This window comes from Coleofasciculus chthonoplastes PCC 7420 (genome assembly GCF_000155555.1).
In the GTDB taxonomy this organism is placed as follows: Bacteria; Cyanobacteriota; Cyanobacteriia; order Cyanobacteriales; family Coleofasciculaceae; genus Coleofasciculus; species Coleofasciculus chthonoplastes_A.
The window spans coordinates 52,014-73,383 of the sequence record NZ_DS989862.1 but is presented as its reverse complement, the minus strand read 5'-3'; the positions used below and the strand labels follow the sequence as shown (position 1 = coordinate 73,383).

The window sequence follows — 21,370 nt, the reverse complement described above, 5'->3', positions numbered from 1 at the left end:
TCACTCCTCACTCGTGGGATTTGCCGCTGGTTCATTATTCGCCACGGGCTGTACTTGAGATTCCTCTTGCTGGGGTGGCGGGGCGACTTTTTGCCGTCCAAATCCGCCAAAGAGTTCATTCACCTTAAAGGTGACATTCAGATAGGGACCTCCTTCGGAACGATACCCGGTAAAGTCTCGGTCATCGACACTACCAAAGCTATAGCCAACCCCAACTCGTAAATCAGGGGTGACATAGTACCCCGTTTCTAGCGCCCAACCCCATTCATCAAAATCGACGGAGGGTTGACCAATCCAGCGCCCTTCTACCGCTAAATCCATCCGGTATCCCAAGCGATAGGTGATGCGTGACTGTCCCAAATAAATGGTGCTACTATTGCTGAAATTGTCAGCTAAATCTGTGGTACTGCGACGTAGGGCAAATTTCCCATAAAATTCCCACCGCCAATTGGGTGCATAAATCCCTTCACCAGACAAGACATGATCATTGGAACCTGTACCACTCCCAAAGAGTAAGGTATCGGGAATTGTAGACGGATTTTTGCGATATTCGTATCGCATTAAGGCATTAAAACGGTCATCAAAAGGATTGCGGTAGGCTAATCCCAACTTGACCGACAATGTATCGTCTAAGTCTTCTAAAAGTTGACTGGCTGCACTCGCTTGTTGGTAACGGAACAAAGCGGTTAAGGAAGGAGAAACCTTACCCAGCGCCGCCGCCGAAATTACCGTGTTGTCGCCAGCCGAACTATCCCGATGTTCCAACCGCGCCGAGGCTTTAAAGTCAGGATTGGCAGTATATTCAACCCCGACGCTAAAGGAATCCCGTTCCGTGAGTCCCAACGACGCCGCACTTTGACCGACAGCATAAGGTTGACGGAAGCGATCGCCTGCGGCTGTAGACTCAAAGATATCATCGGCAATGCGTTCATAGCCCAAGTTAACCCGCAATCCCGGCGCTAGCAATATACCATGTTTCAGTCCCAATGCAGCTTGTCCAGTCATCCCATTCATCCCACCGATAACCGAATAGCGAGAGGAAATAGATGTATTTTCTCCTAACTGATATTGAGTAATCGTTTCCAGACTGGTAATCGAATTATCGTCTAACAGTCCCCCATCAAAAAACTGATGCGCCAATCTCAGGGTTACTCCCGGTTCCACCGCCCAATCTAAACCAACAGTAGTGCGGTTAGGATAGAGGGGGTCACTATCATCCAGGCTCAATTCGTTTTGCGTCCGGAACGTGAGAACCTCATTCAGAGGAACATTTAAACGAGACACCAACTGACTGGTATTGGTATCAAAGGTATCGCCCAAATTATCTTCCCGAGAACGGTTTACATATTCTAAACTCAGGTCAGATGTGCCAATTTGTTGTTGCACCCCCGCCCGGAATGTGGTCAAGCTATTATCCACCCGGCTACCGGGTAAAGCCTCACTCGCCCGATTAAAAATATTATCCTCATTGAAGGGGTCAAAAAACTCAACCAAGCTACGGTCTTCGGCTGCGGTACCAAAGTTATCTTCGTGATCAAAACTCACTCGCACATTAGTATTTTCACTCAATTGTGCCGCTACGTTTGCGCCATAGCGAGTTTGACCAGGGGTAAAACTGGTGGTGGCGTTATTGGCAAACCCTTCTTCTACGGAACGGTAATACGCCCGCCCTTGAATCCTATCTGAAAAGGCATTGACGGCTTCCAACCGATAGGCATTTCCCGTCACCAATCCCATGAAGGAAGACTCATTCGTGGAATGACCATATTCGCCAACAATCCGTCCTTGCGTCCCCAAGGAAACTAAGAAGTCCGCACCATAGAGTTCAAAGTTTTGTAACCCTTGGTTTTCCCGCAGATAGGTGGTTCCTATCCAACGTTCTTGTTGAAAATCTTGGGAGAAGTTATATTGCAACCGTCCCCCATAGATATTGGTGTCGTCATCCGCTTCAAACTGATACGTCACCACAATTCGCCGCACTAAGGTATTACCAAAGGGATCAAATTCTGTGGCTCGCATCGGACGCCGAAACAGGAGTGAGCCTCGGTCATAATCAATTTCGTAATCGGGACCGCGATAGAGGGCTTTGCGTTCGATGACGGTACCGGGGCGATTCAGTTCTTCGGTTTCAATGTAAACATTTTCACTTCCCGGAATCAGTAAGCGACGCGAAAGGAAGTAGTAGCCACTGGTGCCATCGGGAAGAATGGTATCCCGTTGAAATCCTTCCACATCGGGGCTAAACAGAGCAGTAACTTGCAGATTCCCCAGGTTATAATTCCCTTTAAATCCGTGTAATGCCCTCGCTGTAGCCGTAAATTCCTGGGACGCACGGGTAAATTCGGTGGTATTATAATCCCCCCACATCGCATAGTCGGGTTCTGCGCCTGGAACCAGAGAGGAACGCTCGAAGCGCAGATATACGCTGTCTTTGGATGGAGTAATATAGTCTACTGTGGAACTATCCCCATACACAGGGTATTGGTTCTCACAGAACTGGGGTCCGCGAAATAGGCGGGTAATCCCATCACAGGTTTCATTCAATGGGCGATCGCTATTATAGGCTCCCGTGAATAACCATTCCCCAATTCGACCTGTGGCAAAAATAGCACTGTCTAAGTCAGCTTCTAGACCATCATCAATCAAATCGGGATTGAGAAACTCCCGGCGACTTTCCCAAAAGTTAGTTCCCGCTTCCCCAATCCGCAAGTTAATCACCCCAGAGACTAAGGAAGGGCGCAGGTGGGTGACGAATTCGATTTGGGTATAGGCTTGGATGGGTTCGGAAAAGGTGGGAATGGCAGCACTCAGCGTACTCTCTTCTAGAGTAATTTGTTCGATATCGGGGACACCCAGTCGTTCAATCGCCGCCCGAATCCGCACTTTCTGGGCGTCTAACCCGGATTGTAGTCTAGCGCTAAATTGTCCATTTTTCGCCAGAACTTGAAAGCCGAGTTGATCATCATCGTAGTCAGCGCCAACAAATTCTCCAGCGGCTGCGGTGAGGGTGACAACTGCATCTTCTTCAATCAGTTCCCCGCTTTCTCGGGTGATACTCCCTTCAATCGTAATCGTCGATCGACCATCAGCGGGAACACGCGGATCACCGACGGGGGTGAGGCTAATTTGAACATCGGTTTGGTCGGCTATAGGGTCAACGGTAAGCTCTAGACTAACGGGTGTGCCGTTATCTGGGGCAACGGTAATGGTATTGTCGCCTTTTTTGAGGGAGACGCCATACCAGATTTGGGTAACAATGGCTTGAGTTTCATCCCGTTCTATCGTCGTCCGGGTTTGAGCAGAAACAGGTTGTTGATTAATTGTCACCTGAACCTGACTATCGGCGTGATACTGAATCATCAAGTCCGTTGTGCGATCGCCAATTGTACCGGGTTCCGGAGTGAGAATGCGAATATCACCGGGAGCCAATTGCAACCCATTATTAATTGTTTGTTGCGCCGTGCGGCTGAATTCATCTTGGAATGCTTCAAGTTCCGACTCGGCGGTTTCTGCTTCCCCAGTTTCCTGGGACAGGTTATCAGTTAAATCCGCCCCTACAGATTGATCAAACTGGGCGGGTTGACTCAAGTTATCGGTTTCCTGGGACAGGTTATCAGTTAAATCCGCCCCTACAGATTGGTTCTGCTGTACCTCATTTCCCTCATCTCGAATCACCTTGGGTAAAGGCGCTAAAGGTGACTCCATCCGGGCTGGTTCAATATCGCCCAAGTTTTCACTGCTGTGAGATTGGGCAATGCTTTCCGATAGGGTATCGGCGAAGTTGTCAGATTCAGAAGGCAGCAGATTGGAAGTAGAAGGCTCTATCGTTTGTTTTTCAATTAACTGAGATTCCTCCTCAACCCCATCACTTAGAGTGGCAATCTCGTGCTGCGGATCAGGCAAGTTCGAGGTGCTGAGAGCCTCAGTATCAATCCCTTCTGCCTCCTTTTCTCTGGCTTCTGCCTTACCCAGTTGCCAGCCCTCAGTGTCTGCTTCCGGTAATAATTCATCGGCTTTCGCCATCGGAATGATGCCAATCATCCCGACTAGAATCACCAGCAATCCTAAAGACATCGAAGACAACCATCTTTTACCTGGAACACTGTAATCATCGATACTTTTGAGTAACGAAAAATAAAGCGTGAATCTCAGTAGTTTGGCTTGACTCGAGTCATCCCAACGGTTCTGATCCTGAGTGTTCTTCATCACTGCTCCTCCCCATAAGCCGGTGTCACCGCAAAGTTCATCCGCGCCATCCCTCCAGGTGAAAGTCGCACCAAGCGAGATTGACTATTCCCTTCGATGAAATAGAGATTGGGAGCAAGGCTGTATCCGGGCAAACTGCTCAAATCCAGCGTCCCACTGCGATTTCCGGCGATAACGTTGGCTAATGAAAACAAACCATCGGTATCCGTGGTAATCCGGTTCCCATCATCCATGTAAATCACCGCATTCGGGACTCCTGGTTCTCCCGGTTGCTGTTCGCCATCAAAGTTCTTATCCACGAACACTCGCCCCACGATGGTGCCGCAATCGGATAAAATTCCCGGTCGAATCCGCATCAAAAAGCTGGCGATATTACTGCGCCGTTCCTGGGCGACATTTCGACCATCTCCCCGAACCGCATCGGGTGTGATCACCGCCGCATAGATGATATTGAGGGTTTGATTGGGTTCTAAGCGGGGAAACGTAAACGCGACATTGCGCCCATCCCGCTCGGCTGACGGTAACGTTACGGGTTCTGTATTAGTGCCTGTAGTAATCGAACCTTGCAGTGACTCCGGCAAAAATCGCACACCCAAGGGCGATCGATCCGTCACCACAATGTCACTGGCGGCGGCTTCACCGCTGTTTCTCAGGGCAAGGCGGTACACCACCGTATCTCCCGGTTCTGCGGCAGCGCGATCGGCTGTTTTAATCAGCTCTAGAGCCGCCTGACCTGCGACTAGGGAGGTTTCGTTAGAGTTAACAATACCTGAACCTGGCAAATTCTCACCGGACGCTGAAGCTTGATTTTTAATTTCTTGGGCAGTAGCCGATGAAGTTCCAGTGAAAAATAATGCAGCAATAAGCGTAGTTAGCAGCCGATCATAGACCCCTAACGTTGCCGTTAAAGATTTCATCAGAAGGTAGCACCCCAAAAGAGAATTGAATTGTTCAACAGTAAGGAAACCCGTTTGTCCATCAATCAATTGACTGACAAACGTTTTTATTGACCGTGAGTTTGATTGACTGTTTTTGGGATTTTTACAAGAAATAAGAACTTAAGACACTGTATATTAGCGTAAAATGTGCTTATCCCTTTTCATGTCGCTCCCCTTTAATTGGTTGAATTTGTGAGTTTCAGTATATTCACTGATGTGCATGAATGAACTCTAGCGTTAATATCAATAGTCAGTTGGAGCAATTAAGTTATCGATTTTGACTCAACCTCTAAACGCTAAAAAGCATCTAGCAGGTTAACCCTGCTCCAATGGATTGATAGCTAAGACCCGTTAATTTAGGCTCTCGCAGTTCATTATAGTAGCCTATGACCAATGACCTGACAAGAGGTCGTGTAGATGCCCTGATAATCACGATTATAAACCATTACTCTACTGATAGAGTAAAGCCATGAATGAGTTATAACCCATGTCACAACCCTGCCAGAGCTTGAAGTCTGGCAATTTTTTGTGGTCGGGGTAAACTGCCCGAATAAGCTATCCTAACCTATGACATCTGACCTGACAAGTCATTTTGTTGAAAAATTTACTTCATAAAGTTTTGATAGACTTTTGAGCGGTCACTGAATAAGGAACAAGGAACAGGGTCAAGTCAAGTTGTGAGCGAATATAGCACTTTCTAACCCTGTGTAATAACAGTAGCCATGAGAAATTGCTGTCATTCTTTATCTTTGGGTGTATAGCCGTAAAATCGAAATATGTTAAATTTTGTGAATGTTCCTCAAACCCTTGCAAATGACGTAGCTTGCTTCTCCAGGGAGTGAGTTCTCCGCCGTTAACTTTAATTGTCCCCACCTAATTACCATAAAACGTTTAATTTTTGTAGGGACGTACCATGACACGTCTGGGTTGACCATTAACGGTGATTCCTGGTTCAACGCTTTCGGTTTATCCAGACTTAGTAGCAACAACACGCTGGGCGCTGACCTCATTAGGACAAGGACGCCCTGACTCGACATCGCTAATGTTAGATAAGGTTGTCTGAGCAATATTTTGCAAAGCATCTTCAGTAAAAAAGGCTTGATGACCTGTAATCAAAACGTTAGGAAATGTTAGTAGTCGTTGAAAAACATCATCTTCAATCACTTCTGTAGACAAATCTTCAAAGAACAAATTAGATTCTTGTTCGTAAACATCTAAACCTAGATAGCCAATTTTTCGAGACTTGAGCGCATCAATAACGGCTTGCGTATCAATAAGTGCGCCGCGACTGGTGTTAATCAGCATCACACCTGATTTCATTTGCGCCAATGATTGGGCATTGATCAGGTGACGGGTTTGAGGCGTTAAGGGACAATGGAGGGAGATAATATCGGAAGTCGCGAAGAGTTCTTGGAGATCAACATACTTGACCCCCAAGGCTTCACAATCAGGATTCGGATACAAATCATACGCCAGTAATTGACAACCAAATCCATGCAGAATCTGGGCAACCAGGAAACCAATTTTCCCCGTACCGATAATTCCTACCGTTCGCCCATGTAAATCAAATCCCATGAATCCATCCAGAGAAAAATTTCCTTCTCGCACCCGGTTATAAGCGCGATGAATTTTACGGTTAAGGGTTAAAATGAGTCCTACGGTATGTTCAGCGACAGCATAAGGTGAATAGGCTGGAACTCGCACCACAGTTATGCCAAACTCAGCCGCTGCATTTAAATCAATATGGTTGAACCCCGCCGAACGTGTAGCAATCAGCTTCGTCCCCTGTGCAGCCAGCACCCGCAATGTCGTTTTATCAAGCTGATCGTTGATAAACACGCACACCGCCGAAAACCCGACTGCCAAGGCTGTGGTTTCCTGAGTCAGGCGGGGTTCAAAAAAAACTAGGTCATGATTATAATTCGCGTTGGTAGTTTCTAGAAAATTGCGGTCGTAGGATTTGGTATTGAAAACAGCGACTTTCATGGTTGTTTATTATTTGATATAAAGTAAAAACAAACAGCAAATAACTGACTGCAAGTCTATATTATATTATATGATATCTATATTATGATTAAAAAATATTACACAGACAGATCCCCGACTTCTCCAAGAAGTCGGGGATCTTGCTTAGAGTAAATTATTGGTGACAGGGGCGTGGGGAGAGCTTACAGGTGTAGGTTATTTTATTACTGTTGTGAGCTATTTAGGTTGATAAACTTGACGCAGTTCCTCAATTGTGTTGACGGCTGGTAGCGCTGCTAGGATTGCTCGTAACTGTTCCACATCCTGAATTTCCGAGATTTCGGCTAAAATATCTAACGGTTCGCTGCCAAACTTCAAGCTTAAACATATTTCTATACCTTCTAATAGTCCTTGCCGTATTCCCTCAGTCTTATGCCACAACGGACGCAGTTCCTCTAGAGTATTTATGGTTTTTAGTCCTGTAAGAATTGCCCTTAAGTTTTCCACATTCTGAATTAGCAAAATTTCCGGGAATAGGTTTAACCCTTCCCTACCAAATTTCAAGCCTAAGCCCAATTCAATTCCTGCCAACAATCCTTCTCTGATTCCCTCTTGACGACCTTCTTGACGACCTTCTTGACGACCTTTTTGAATTCCAATCCTTTCAACACTGGTAATATAAGGCATTCTCCTTTCCTCCTCGTACTGACCTAATTCTGTCCAGAATTCATTTTCCAACTCTTGAGGTAAGCTCATTACCCAGTCTATAAAATGGAATAAGTTGATTATATCTTCTCGCTCATAGCCCCGTTCGTACAATCCCCGAATTAGAGCCAGTTTTAATGATTTACGCCTAATTCTATTATTCCTGGTTTCTTGGGCTTGTAAATGAGGTTTACTTACAGCAGTTTTCAAGTTATAGCAGTCGTCAGGGTCATTAGGACATCAATATCAATGCCATGCATTGTGTTGAGCCATGCCTAGTTAATGGTGGGGTTAGGGCGGGTTTTGTTGTTCAGTTAATGGGAACAAAGTGAATGAAGTCCCTAAACCCGCCCCTACATAAGACGAATGACATAAGACGAATGACGAATGACAATCCTCGCCATTAACTTTAATTTTTACAACCTATTTACTTCCCTATTCCCTAAAGCAACGAATTAATTCTGCAACAGACCAAGCTTGGGCGATCGCGCCTTGGGGGAGATGGGGTTCGTCTCCATCGAAAATCTCGGAAATAGACCCAATACAGGCTTGATGCTGAAGGTGATCTAGCAAAGGTTTCCAGTCAAAGGGAAGCGGTTCTGTGGGATAGAAACGTTTCCACGCCCGACAAAAGGGTCCAATCAGCCAACTCCATACCGTTCCTTGGTGATAAGCACTATCCCGATGCCAGCGATCGCCGCTATAGTAACCAATGTACTCAGAGTCAGCCGGATCAAGGCTTCGCAAACCGTAGGGAGTTAACAAGCGATCGCGTGCTACTTGCAAAGCCTGTCGCGCTTGATTCTCTGCAAAACCACAATGATACAGAGACAGCGCCACTACCGCATTGGGGCGAATTTGAGAATTGCGGTGATCATCGGGTTCTATGGTGTCATAAAAGTATTTTTTATCGGGATTCCAAAACCGCTGCAATGACGTTTTTACCTGTTGTGCTTGCTGGATATAATGTTGAGTATGGTGCAACAAACGCACCCGATCCTTAACCGCCCCCGTTGCCATTTTTTCAGTCCATTTACCAATCCAACACAACGCTGAATACCAAAGCGCATTAATTTCAATCACTTTTCCCAGACGAGGTGTAATCGGTTGACCATCCAGCACCACATCCATCCAGGTAATCGCCACATCCGGCGCGTCCCAGGTTAGCAGTCCATCTACGGCGTCAACTTGAATATTGTAACGAGTGCCTGCCGTATAAGCTTTGTAGATTTTTCGCACCGTTGGATATTGCTCAATCAAAAAGTCCCAATCTTGGGTGATTTCCAAATACAGTCCCAGGGTTTCCAGCCACCACAAAGACGCATCAATACTGTTATAAATCGGATCAGTCTCAGCATCGGGAAAGGTATTCGGAATTAAACCATCGCGACAATAATTGCCAAAGGTTTTGAGTAGTCCCCTAGCTAAAGTAAAACGTCCTGTCGCTAATGCCAATCCGGGCAAAGCAATTAGTGTATCCCGCCCCCAATCATTGAACCAAGGATAACCCGCCATCACCGTTGGGCTATTAATGGAAGCACACCAAGCAATAAATTGATCGCCAGCTTTGAGTAACTGACGCCAAATCGTCTCCCACTCTTGCTGCGATTGAATCGGAGATGGATATCTAATTTCATCTTCCCCAGCTCCCCCAGCTCCCCCAGCTTCCCCAGCTCCCCCAGCTTCCCCAGCTTCCCCAGCTTCCCCTGCTGCTATAACCACTAACTGATTTTGCCTGTCTTGTTCCCCTTGCACCGCCGCCTCAAACACTTGAGCATTTAACTCAAGCGCTGCTGTATCTTGAGGACATCCCACTCGCGCTTCCAACGTAACTGTTGCGCCCGGTTCCAGAGAAATAGTAAGATAGCCAGGACTATAGAGATCTTCGCGATCGCCTAACCCGCGCTGGTTTTCTTCAGGATAGTAGTAATTCCAATACCACAATTCATCCGGTTGATACTCTCCTACACTCCAACCCAACTGCCAAGGCGTACCCACTTGATCCGGGCGCATGGCTTGCAGGTAAAGGCATTGATGTCCAATTAATTGAGAGAATTGTAAATTTTCTTCGTCGAATTGCTGGTGATGAAAGTTGCGATCGGCAATCAAAGGACGTAACCTTAAGGTTGCCACCTCACTACCTTGATAGCGATACTGAATCAGAATCCGGTGGCAAAACTGGCGCGTTTCCCGAAACCCTTCCTCATCCTCAACTAACCCGTAAGGCATAACCAGTTGACGTGTCAATTGCCACTGCTGGTATCCCCAAACCCAGTGAGGAACAGGATCAGTGTCAAAAGAACGCAAAAATTGATAGCCTACCGGATCAATCGTCTTACCCCCATTCCAGAAATTTGTCGAAAGCGTCCAAATCTTGCCCCCGATCTCTAGACTGGTATCCAAATGAGAGAATAATAACGTCCGTTGTCGGGGCGGATCGAGTGCAGCAATCAACCAGCCGTGATAGGTGCGAGTACGAGCATCACATACCGTACCACTAGCAAAACTGCCTAATCCATTCGTGAGCAACCATTCCCGCCGATCTAAATAATGCACCACAACGTTTTTCTCCCAACAGAACACCTAACCAGTTGTCGCAGAACTTTCCGCGTCGCTTATACACGGCTTATCAAGCCAAAAAACCCAAAAATGTTGCTTAAAATAGTCTAGTTTAGCGGATATTGGCGTCTTCCTAGATTGCACTGGCGTCAATAAAATACCCCGACTTCATCATTCGTACTTTAGCCGTCATGCTTTCTCACAATCGTTATGACTATGGATTATGATATAGTCGTAACAGTTCGTAAATAATTTGTGTTTATTGACGGTGGTAGAGTTGTCAAAACTTTACTGATAATATACAACGAACGCATACACCAAAACACTCAAGGAGGATAATTCCATGGAAGGATGTCTGCGAGTTGGTCAACCTGCTCCTGACTTCAACGCGACGGCGGTCATCGATCAAGAATTTAAGACCATCAAACTGTCCGACTACCGGGGTCAATATGTAGTCATATTCTTCTATCCACTAGACTTCACCTTTGTCTGTCCCACAGAGATTACAGCATTTAGCGATCGCTTTAGTGAATTTAAAGAAGTTGGGACTCAAGTTCTCGGCATCTCCGTGGACAGTGAATTCTCTCACCTCGCTTGGATTCAAACCGATCGCAAGAGTGGTGGTGTGGGTGATCTCAATTATCCTCTAGTTTCTGACATCAAGAAAGAAATCAGTACCGCTTATAACGTTCTTGACCCCGATGCAGGTGTAGCCCTACGGGGATTGTTTATTATCGACAAAGATGGTATCATTCAGCAATCGACCATCAACAACCTCTCTTTTGGTCGGAATGTAGATGAAGTGTTGCGGACTCTGAAAGCGATTCAATACGTTCAAGCGCATCCAGACGAAGTTTGCCCTCAAGGTTGGCAACCCGGTGATAAAACAATGGTTCCCGATCCCGTTAAATCTAAGGTTTACTTCTCAGCCGTTTAAGGTGATGGGGTGATGGGGTGATGGGGTGATGCGGTGATGGGGTGAATAAGCTGTCATGCATTGAAATTGGGAATGGGTAGCGAGCAAGATGCTCAATCTAGCGAGCAAGATGCTCGCACTACGGCAAGGATAAGAGCCATTATTGAGATTAAGGTTTAAATGCCGAACAGCTTATTCTCTACCACTCTCCCACTCGCCTGACTTTTTACCTTAAGTTGACTCCCATGACCGACGTGCGCCCTTTGCCGATAGATAAAATAAGTGATTGGATCAGATTCAGCCAATGCTAACATCAACTGACTTTAGGGGTTTATTCAACGAGCGTTTTCTGCGTAATTTTTTTCCCATCCCTGCTACCAATCCTTTGAGATTAGGACAACTGACTCCGGATTTTGAACTACCGGATATCACGAATAATCGTCAGGTGAGATTATCCAGTTACCGAGAACAACAACCGATTCTGCTGGCATTTACCCGCATTTTTACCGAAAAGCAATATTGCCCCCTTTGCTATCCCCATATTCAGGCGATGAATGAGCAATACGAGCAATTTACTCAGAAGGGGGTAGAGGTGTTAATGATAACGAGTACCGATTTTCAGCAAAGCAAAACAGTGGTCAAGGATTTAGGATTAAAAATGCCCCTGTTGAGTGATTCAAGTTGTCGAACTTTTCAAGCCTATCAAGTCGGTCAGGCACTTGGAGCGCCTTTACCTGCTCAGTTTTTGATCGATAAACAAGGCAAACTCTGCTTTAAACATTTGTTTTCATTCTTATCGCCAAATGCTGAGATGGAGAAGCTACTCTCAAACCTTGAGTAGTTAGTCTTATGTCTTATGTCATACTCGCTCTTCAAGAAGCAAGCATTTTAGCGACTGAAGTGACGCCGGAAGCGAGAATCAAGATGATGTTTTTTCTTTAGATTACAGGAACGGCAGAGAGTTTGTAAATTACTAATATCATTTTGCCCCCCACGGGCAAGGGGAATAATATGATCAATTTGGAGTTGGGTATCTAGGTGGGTTTTGCCGCAGCTTTTACATTGGTAATTGTCGCGTTCAAAGACATAATTTCTCACTTCTGGCGGAATGGGAATTCGCGGTGTTTTTTTCATGGGTTTTCTGGGGGTTTAGGGCGCAAGCCTTGCGCCCCTACATGGAATGGGAATTGGCGGCACTTTGTTTATTGGTTTTCTGGTTGATTTTCTTGGTTGATCCTCTGACGCAAATCATCTAGGGGCGATTCGGGCTGGGGAATTTCAGGTTCATTGCTTGCTGATGTTTCTTCAATTTCAGGTTCATCAGGACAAAATTCAAGAGTGAGTCTAACTTTGCCATTCTGCCAACCCTTACCTTCATGGGTGAGAACTTGACATTGTATTCCCTGATTCCACCAATTATTTACTTCTTTTTGATCTCGTTTTTTTTTCTTGACTGAATCATTAAGGACATTATCATAACTTAAAATCAAATTAATTGTTGCTCTTAATAATTCAATTACTTTAAACGTAGGATGTGAAATTAGAATTGACAAAGAATCTTCATGCAAAGACACTATTTCATCTTGCTGTAAGGGTTTAAATTTATTTTTATTGCTCATCCTTGATTTTATTTAGGTAATCAATTTTGCTAATTAATTGGCAATAAATTCAGTTCATTTAATAAGCTTTAAATCCAAACTATTGGAATTCCTTATTGATTGTCGTTTCGGTAGAGCGTAAGCGTTACCCAACGCTAAACAGAAAAGTTGGGTTTCGTTCCTCAACCCACCCTACAAAGATAACATGGTGGGGATTTCGGGCGCAAGCCTTGCGCCCCTACAAGGAATGGGAATTCGCGGCGTTTTTTATTGGTTTTCTGGTTGATTTTCTTGGTTGATCCTCTGACGCAGATCATCAAGCGGTGATTCTGGCTGAGGAATTTCAGGTTCATCAGGCTGAAAATAGAAGTTAATTTCCTGAATTTCCCATTGTGGTTGATTGTTAGGTTCATCAGAAACAGCACTATAGTTTAAATCTACTTCAACCAGAAGTTTTCCTTTTTGCCATCTTTGATAGCCCAATCTTAAAATTTCACATTCTTTTGCATCACTGGGCAATAAAAGTTTTATAGTTATACCATTTGCCTGACATCCCTGGAATTTAAAGGGATTTATACTCCAGGCTTTCAACTGATTTTTTAGAGTATTTATTATGTTTTGATTTGTTGCTCTAGTTTGTATTTCATTTTTTAGCTTGTCCTTAAAATAACCAAATTTAAATAATGAATCATCACCAAAAGACAAAACATCTTCATTATTAAGATTCAATAGCTTGAAATCATCGTCCATGTCAAATACCAATTAAATTTTGCTTAGCCGCTGTTCATGGGTTTTGCGGGCGCAAGCCTTGCGTCCCTAAAAGATATGGAAAGTTGCGGTGTTTTGTTTATTGGTTTTCTGATTGATTTTCATTGATCGGTCATAGCCAGTTCTCTACTTTTAAGCAAAGTTATTTTTGTTTTATTGTAGATCGGAATCTGCTGAGACTACTGTATTTTCAGCTAAGTTATCCACGTCATCGGAAATTGGCACTACACTTAAATCTGACTCCTCAATCATCGGTAGTTGATGATGCCTGTCTAATTTCATCGCCTGTAAACATCGATTAATCCCAGCAACCGCTTGATTATAAACCTCAATCTTTTGCTCAACTTCCTCTTGCATTCGCTGATTCTGTTGAATCTTATCCTCCGCTTCTTTTTCCAAGGTTTGCTCTAAATACGCACGAGCATTGGGATACTGCTGTAAAATACGATCCGCTTGTTCATCGGTCATTGGTAATAACATTGTTTTTAGAGTTTGATTAACCGTTTGGCGGAAATTGCGGCGAATAGATTTTGAGACTTTGGGTTCAAAATCTAATTTCAATAACTGTCGAATCGCGGGTTCGGCTTCAATCATACTTTCAGCATCATACCCTTGAGAGGTTTGCTGTAAGGTTTCCCGGAATTGATAAATTGAAAATGTCCCTTCATCATAAAAACGGGGACTCTCTCGCACATATCTGTCACACTCGGTTCGCGCTTCACTGGCTAACGCCTGACACACTTGCTTTTCCACTACCTTTAACTGTTGATCAATTCCGCCATCATTGCCCAATAATCGATAGAGTTGACTGTAATAATCACTGCGGCGGACTTGTTCCATCAGATAAGCAAAAAAGTGAGAGGCTACCTTTTGAGAGGCTTTGACTAAAACATCTTCTAACTGATTCGCCAAATCATAAAGCGCCTCGACTAAAACCGCAATTAAGGGGGCGGTTGCATTGCGAGGATGACTGCGAGTGGCGCGACTATAGGCTTGGGCGACGGAGAATGTATTGAGTAATTCATCAAGGCGTTGAATCATTTGAGTTTGAAGTTGGCGAAATTCTATCTCAAAGGCATCACAGCTATTGGTTACCGCCTGATTTACTTCTTCAGCGATGTGAATACAAAACTCCCTTCCCACTTGTTGTAATTCTTGATTCAGCCGTTCTAACTCCTGGGCTTTCATCGCCTCTATTTCGTGAGGTTGACTATCTAAATCTCGCTGAATCCCCAGATAATGTTTCTTGAGATTAATGCATAGGGGTTGTAAGTCATCAGCTAGATTGGCAAATAACTGCGGACGCTTTTCCTCGGTAAGATAGCGAGTAATGGATGTGCGAAACTCTTCAATTCCACTATCTTGAATCAGTTTATCCAGGAGTGGTAGTCCCCATTCTCTAAGAATTCGCACATAGTTTTCTTCGGGGGTTTCATACCCGCGGACAGAGGGTTTAAACTCACTCCCCACAAATTTACCCGAACCACAATACCGATTAAATTCATTCACGAATTGTGGCGTTTCATTTTGACTACCTATCCCTCTGACCGCCTGGGCTAAAATAGAATCTAAGCCAAAGCGATCGCGTTCTGTGGTATGCTTAATTTGACTGCCATAAAATCCCAGTAATCCGCTGGTTTTATGAACCTTGGGTGTATCCCAGAATTGGCGACGAATTAAATCATCGAGTCGCTGTCGCAACTGGCTGTTATACCAGGTTTCATCAATACGATTGAAAATATAAAAGACGCGATCGCGAATTCCTGGATTACTACGAATCGTTTCCAGGAGTTGCGTTTCCTCCGTTGTCATATCCCCAGCTAAGGCGGGTTTCAACACACAAACCACGGCGGAGGTTTCAGGATTTTCTATCTTGGTATAGGTTAACTGGGCATCTTGTTTAACTGGTGCATCAATTCCTGGCATATCAATTAAAACATTACCATCCTGTAATAAGGGATGATGGCAATAATATTCAATCCGCTTGAGAACCGCACTATTACTTCCCCGACGCGCATAACCTGCTGCTTCTTGGAGATTAGAAAAATCAAACTGTTCCATCGAATACGTCGCATGGCTGGTAGAATGGACGCGATCGCGGTTTGCTAAAAACCCTGCCATTAGCAAGTCCAATGCCTTTGCTTGTTTGGCGCGTTCTGATTTACTTTCTCCGCCTTCCTGCTGAATAATCTCTTGACATCCTTGGCGTAAAGTGTTAATTTCACCCGGTTGATGAATATGAGCGGCGGCTTTTGCGGCGGCGGATAATCCCAATTTCTGACATAGGGCTACCCCCTGTTCCCGAATCTCTGCTTCACTCAAAAATGTCAGCACCACTCGTTCTTGATCTGTATCCGCATAGGCGATATAACATTCTGTACCTGTGGCGTGTCCCTCGGCACTATAAAGTAGTTCCCGTTCTAATAGTGCATTAATTAGCATCGATTTACCCGCACTAAATGCACCCGCAAAGACAATCTCAAATATGGGAGAAATGGCTTTTTGTAGAGAGGCTTGCACAGATGTGATATCCTGGGATGCGCGTAATGATGGCTCTTGATGTAGTAATTGCAGAAGACTGTCTACTTGGGCTTGCAGATTTTTACCTTGAGCTGGCGTGGATGTCATGATAGTAGCGATTGAGCGAAAAGGTGTTTAGTTTGATTGTATCGCCAGTTTAATTTAGAACTTACGCATTGACAAAGTGAACAGAATGTGTATAAAAAGCAAACTTATTTGATCCCATGGTGATCTATTCTTCGATTGAGACAACAAACTGGGAAGACGCAATCGCTCCTTTGTACTAAACTAGAAGTCGCAACGCCAGACTATCGGGAGCATCCCAATTTGGCACGTTTGCTCTTTGAATAGGGCTGAAACCCTTGAAATTGCGTTACTTTGGGTAATGCTTTGTCCAAAACGGAATGCTCCCAGACTATCTCATGACTAATCGACCCGACAAGCTAGCTATTCTCTAAACCAACAGGTTTCTTTCACTTATTTCCCGAAAGATGTTGACGCACTGGAATTTGGAGAACAAACTCGGTTCCCTGTCCTAAATTACTGTGACAGAAAAGCTGACCCCCATGTTTTTCAACAACGATTTGATAGCTAATTGATAATCCTAAACCTGTCCCTGTCCCCACCGGTTTAGTCGTAAAGAAGGGATGAAATAGTTGTTGCTGAACTTCCGCCGTCATTCCGGGACCATTATCAATAATTCGGATCGCGACCTCTTGGTTATCTACAATTTCAGTTTGCACTCGAATTGTGCTAGGGTTGGCTTTAAGTTCGTCTAATGACCGCTTTGTGTTTTGCTCATCAATGGCATCAATGGCATTGACTAACAAATTCATAAACACTTGGTTAATCTGTCCGGCGTAACATTCAACCTTCGGCAGATCACCATACTCTTTAATCACTTGAATACCCGGATTCTCGCCTCGTGCTTTGAGTCGATTTCGCAGAATCATCAGGGTGCTATTAATACCCTCATGAATATCTACGGCTTTCATTTCCGCTTCAGCGATACGAGAAAAATTCCGCAGGGAGTAGACAATTTCACAAATCCGCTCGGCTCCGACTTTCATCGAATCCAGAAGTTTAGGCAAGTCTTCTATCAAAAATTCCAGATCGATCGCGTCCATTTCGGACTGGATTTCGGGTGTGATCTGGGGATATTGCTGTTGATAGAGTTCGATTAACCCTAAAAGATCAGTAGCATAGTCATTGGCATGGACTAAATTACCATAAATAAAGTTAACTGGATTATTGATTTCATGGGCAACTCCCGCGACTAACTGCCCTAAACTGGACATTTTTTCACTTTGCACCAACTGCGCTTGGGTTTTCTGGAGTTTGGCGACAGTTTGCTCAAGCTGTTGGGCGTGGGTTAATGCTTTGGCTTCCGCTTGGCGACTTTGTTCGTAGAGTTCCGCTTGTTGGAGTGCGATCGCTAATTGATCGGCGATGGTACAAATCAACTCCACCTCGGCGTCTTGCCAATTGTAGGCTCGATTATCCATCATCAGCCCTAGAGCGCCCCAAACTGAGTTACCACAGTGCAGAGGAACCAACAACCACGCCCCCGGAAACTGTTGCGCGACGGCTGTATTGGTTTCATCTACAAAACAGCGGGTATCATTAATCCGCACTACTTCTAAGCGTTTGATTCGTTCAGCCAGGGGATTATTAGCATCAGGAATTTCTACACCCAAGGCTTTGGGCAAACAGTCACCCCGACAGGACTCGGCGACATTCACCCAGAGTTGGCGTTCGGGAAGATACTGGATAATTTGAGCGCGATCAACATATAAAAGGTTCTCAATTTCCTGGGTGGCGGTGGAAAAAATCGTGTCTAAGTCAAGGGAGCAACGAATCGCATGAGTTAGGTGATTGATCGCTTGTTCTCGTTTGAGGTGATACTGAGCCTGATGGTACAGTTGACTTTGACCGATCGCGATCGCAACTTGGTCGGCAATGGCGACGATTAATTCTACCTCTGAGTCTTGCCAGGAGTCGGGATGATTGGTTTTGCCTAAGGTTAAACTCCCTAATATCTGAGAATTAAAGTGTAAAGGAACCCATAACCAAGCTCCTGGAAAGTCTTGAGCTAAACCTTGGTTAAATGCACTTGTATCCTCGATGCGAATAATTTCTAATCGCTTGAGTCGTTCAGCCAAAGGATGATTTTGATCAGGAATTTCCTGTCCCAGCGTACTGCTATCCTCTAGAGAGCGGCGATAGTCTGCCACCGATAACCAACACTGGCGTTCTGGCACATATTGGACAATTTCCGCCCGATCCACGGGTAAGAGTTCGCCAATCTCTTGGACGGCTGTCTCAAAAACCGTGGTTACGTCCAATGAACGCCGGATGGCTTGAGTCACTTGATTGAGGACTCGCTCTCGCCAGAACAGAGATTTTGCCTGTTCGTAGAGTTGACTTTGTTGAATGGCAATAGCCACCTGAGAGGCTAACCCGTCGAGTAAGTCAATCTCAAAGGATTGCCAGTTCCGGGGTTGGCTACAGTGATGGGCAATCAGTAGTCCCCACAAGCGGGTTGGGCTTTGGCTGGGGGTTTGGACATCGGCTTGGGACGGTGGGATAGGTAGGGATTTGGTACTGTGGACAATTGGTACAACCAGGTTAGCCCGTACCTGGAACTTGGCGAGTAAGTCAATATAACATTGGCTCAGATTAGCGGCATAGATATCGTCTAGGGTTCTGACTCGACCTTGTTGGTAGAGTGAGAGGTAGGTTTTCTCAAAACAGGGGTCATAGATGCGGTTACCTAAAATCGAACACCAGCGCGGATCGACGGATTCGACAACCACCTCACCACTCCAGTCGGGATTGAAGCGTAAAATAATCACCCGATCGGTTTGCAGAACTTGTCGCACCTCCGCCACGGTGCGTTCGAGAATGTCCTCTAAGTTCAGCGATTGACGGATGCGTTGAGTAATTGCGCCGATTAACTGCTCTCGCTGAACCTGTTGTCGCAACGTGGCTTCTGCTTGCTGGCGTTGGTGGATTTCAGTTTGGGCTTGCTGATAGAGTTCCGATTGTTGAATGGCAACTGCTGTATGAGTGGAAAGATTTTGCAGCAACTCAATTTCCCACGGTTGCCATTTTCGCGGGGTTTGGCACTGTTGAGCCACAAGTAATCCCCACAAGCGTTCCTCATGGACAATGGGGATAACCAGGTTGGCTCTAACTTGGAATTGAGCTAATAATTCAATATGACAGTCGGTTAACCCAGCGTTATAAATATCTTCAACAGATTGGACGCGCCCTTTTTGGTAAAGGTGGATATAGTCTTCGGCAAAGTAGCGATCGTTGATCACGGTTCCGGAAATCGGTTTCCAGTTCACGTCAACGGATTCGACTTCCACGACACCACTCCCATCTCCATAGAGGCGAAAGACTAGCACGCGATCGCACGCCAAAATTTGCCGCACTTCGGCGACGGTGGTGTTGAGAATCTCGTCTAAGTCTAAGGAATAGTGAATCCGTTGCGCGATCGCCCCAATTAACCGCTCCCGCAGATATTGCTGTTGCACGGCTGTTTCGGTTTGCTTGCGATCGGTAATATCGATGCACGATCCGATATACCCTAAAAACTGACCACTAGGAGTAAATCGAGGCGTTCCTGTATCTAAAATCCAGCGATATTCTTGATCTGCTCGTCGCAAGCGATATTCCATACAAAAAGCTTGACGAGCATTAAACGCCTGCTGATACGTCTCTAAACAAGATGATAAGTCGTCAGAATGTACCCCCTCAGCCCAACCATTACCCAGTTCTTGTTCCAGAGTGCGTCCAGTAAACCGCAACCAGCCCTGATTAAAAAACGTACATAACCCATCTGTACCGGACATCCATAACAGCACAGGGGCATTATCTGCCATCGTGCGGAATCGGGCTTCACTCTCTTGCAGAATGTCTTGGGTGTATGGGTTCTCACTCAGTTGTTCCGGAGTTGGATCGGGTATGCTAGGCGTTAACCGATCAGCTTTTGGTTGCGATATGTCTGCAACGAACTGGCGATTCGTGCTATCACGCAAGCGATAAAGTATTGTTCCTCCCTGGATAGAAACTGGCTTAACATTAACCAATACAGTACGGGGTTTGCCTGTCTTATCGGTAATTTCTACTTCAACATTACGAACATTTCCCGCGACAGCTAAAGCTTGCCAATTCCAGGGTAAGTTGCCCAGCAGGTGAGTAATATTACCCAGAGCGCGGACTTCCGACAAAGAATAACCAAAAATAGAGGTTATATTAGGACAAATATAGGTAAAATCACCGTTGTCATTGGTGATTAAAACAGCTTCATCATGATTGCGATCGGGAGTTGGGAGCGACGCTGGTGACTTAGCCTCTGTCATCTCTTCACAAACGAGACTGATCACCGAATTCGAGGCGGTTATCGGCAGCAAACGGGTTTTTGCCTTAAGCCAAATCATCCTGCCATCTTTAGCAATTAATCGAGTTTCCCAGCGATGAATTTCAGTCGGATTCTGGCTTAGATGAGTCAATAGGGCTTGATATCGGCATTGGCTTTCTGGATCAAAAAGCCGATGAATTGGCTTTTGGACTAACTCCCAAAAATCATACCCCAAATAGGCTGCACCAAACTGACTTACATCCAAAATCACCCCATCAAAATTAAGGGTGAAATAAATGCAGGGAAGTGTCTCATACAATATCCGCATCCATTTTAGTTGATCCGGACTACTGCCTGTCCATGTTAATTTTCCAGGCTGATAATTCTTTTTCGCAATGTTCATCCATTGGGACTTTTTTAAATCGAATCTTTTCATAAGTTGACTCATGCCAATTCGATGATCAATTGAGGCATTGTCTCGATCATAACCCTCAAATTATTATTTATTTTTTCACCTTTAGAGGAATGGCTGTAAAAAATATTTAACTTTGACGGGAGATTCAGACAAGAGTTAGCCTCCTTCACTCCTGTCAAATTCCAGACTAGCTCCGAAACCCTTTTCCCCTGTCTTCAGAGAAGCTAAAGCGCAGCGATTTTTCTTACCTGGTTATCGCTCGCCATTTATCTCTACTTTTTCTTTTTCCCAGACGCACTGAACTTGGTGATTATATCATGTCAAACTTTGCCAATAAAAAAACACGGCTTGTTTCCGTCTCTCCAGATTCCTGCGTCCGTTTCTCATTCACAGGTTCAATTAGACATGATA

At 45.0% G+C, this 21,370-nt stretch carries 13 protein-coding genes; 2 read left to right on the top strand and 11 right to left on the bottom strand.

The features are described from left to right. From MC7420_RS25780 to MC7420_RS25760, 5 genes are all read right to left on the bottom strand, one after another. Window positions 1–4,206, bottom strand: coding sequence for a hypothetical protein (locus MC7420_RS25780; protein WP_006104183.1), 4,206 nt, complete (start codon window positions 4,204–4,206; stop codon window positions 1–3). Beyond that, window positions 4,206–5,123 carry a DUF11 domain-containing protein gene (locus tag MC7420_RS25775; RefSeq protein ID WP_006104193.1) on the bottom strand — a complete coding sequence of 306 codons (918 nt, stop codon included), beginning with the start codon at window positions 5,121–5,123 and terminating at the stop codon, window positions 4,206–4,208. Before MC7420_RS25775 ends, MC7420_RS25780 begins: the two co-directional genes overlap by 1 nt. Before the next feature lie 987 nt (window positions 5,124–6,110). Next, the gene (locus tag MC7420_RS25770) at window positions 6,111–7,130 is read right to left on the bottom strand and encodes a 2-hydroxyacid dehydrogenase (protein WP_006104208.1); all 1,020 of its coding nucleotides are present in this window, start codon (window positions 7,128–7,130) and stop codon (window positions 6,111–6,113) included. Between the two features lie 216 nt (window positions 7,131–7,346). Next, window positions 7,347–8,024, bottom strand: coding sequence for a hypothetical protein (locus tag MC7420_RS41850; protein ID WP_006104107.1), 678 nt, complete (start codon window positions 8,022–8,024; stop codon window positions 7,347–7,349). A 225-nt stretch (window positions 8,025–8,249) separates the two neighbouring features. After that, on the bottom strand, window positions 8,250–10,370 hold the full coding sequence (locus MC7420_RS25760; protein ID WP_006104146.1) for an amylo-alpha-1,6-glucosidase: 2,121 nt from the start codon (window positions 10,368–10,370) through the stop codon (window positions 8,250–8,252). 346 nt (window positions 10,371–10,716) lie between these two features. On the opposite strand from MC7420_RS25760, the gene MC7420_RS25755 reads away from it, so the two are divergent. Beyond that, window positions 10,717–11,310 (top strand): peroxiredoxin, encoded by a 594-nt coding sequence (locus tag MC7420_RS25755; protein ID WP_006104089.1) that lies wholly within the window; start codon window positions 10,717–10,719, stop codon window positions 11,308–11,310. 155 nt (window positions 11,311–11,465) lie between these two features. Here MC7420_RS25755 and MC7420_RS40420 read toward each other — a convergent pair whose 3' ends face one another. Then, on the bottom strand, window positions 11,466–11,603 hold the full coding sequence (locus MC7420_RS40420) for a hypothetical protein (protein WP_157453328.1): 138 nt from the start codon (window positions 11,601–11,603) through the stop codon (window positions 11,466–11,468). Here MC7420_RS40420 and MC7420_RS25750 point away from each other — a divergent pair. Then, window positions 11,594–12,130: a peroxiredoxin family protein gene (locus tag MC7420_RS25750; RefSeq protein WP_006104169.1), complete on the top strand. Its 537-nt coding sequence runs from the start codon at window positions 11,594–11,596 to the stop codon at window positions 12,128–12,130. The two genes, MC7420_RS40420 and MC7420_RS25750, sit on opposite strands and share 10 nt — an antisense overlap. 47 nt (window positions 12,131–12,177) lie before the next feature. On the opposite strand, the gene MC7420_RS25745 is transcribed toward MC7420_RS25750, so the two are convergent. From MC7420_RS25745 to MC7420_RS25725, 5 genes are all read right to left on the bottom strand, one after another. Next, window positions 12,178–12,423 carry an HNH endonuclease gene (locus MC7420_RS25745; protein ID WP_006104129.1) on the bottom strand — a complete coding sequence of 82 codons (246 nt, stop codon included), beginning with the start codon at window positions 12,421–12,423 and terminating at the stop codon, window positions 12,178–12,180. 68 nt (window positions 12,424–12,491) lie between these two features. Beyond that, on the bottom strand, window positions 12,492–12,908 hold the full coding sequence (locus tag MC7420_RS35675; protein ID WP_006104203.1) for a KGK domain-containing protein: 417 nt from the start codon (window positions 12,906–12,908) through the stop codon (window positions 12,492–12,494). Between the two features lie 246 nt (window positions 12,909–13,154). After that, on the bottom strand, window positions 13,155–13,637 hold the full coding sequence (locus tag MC7420_RS25735; RefSeq protein WP_044209735.1) for a KGK domain-containing protein: 483 nt from the start codon (window positions 13,635–13,637) through the stop codon (window positions 13,155–13,157). A 171-nt stretch (window positions 13,638–13,808) separates the two neighbouring features. Continuing rightward, a complete protein-coding gene (locus MC7420_RS25730) occupies window positions 13,809–16,283 on the bottom strand; it encodes a dynamin-like GTPase family protein (protein ID WP_006104103.1) in 2,475 nt (824 codons plus the stop codon). Window positions 16,284–16,648: 365 nt separating this feature from the next. Further along, window positions 16,649–20,947: a GAF domain-containing protein gene (locus tag MC7420_RS25725; RefSeq protein WP_006104133.1), complete on the bottom strand. Its 4,299-nt coding sequence runs from the start codon at window positions 20,945–20,947 to the stop codon at window positions 16,649–16,651. Between the last annotated feature and the right edge of the window lie 423 nt (window positions 20,948–21,370).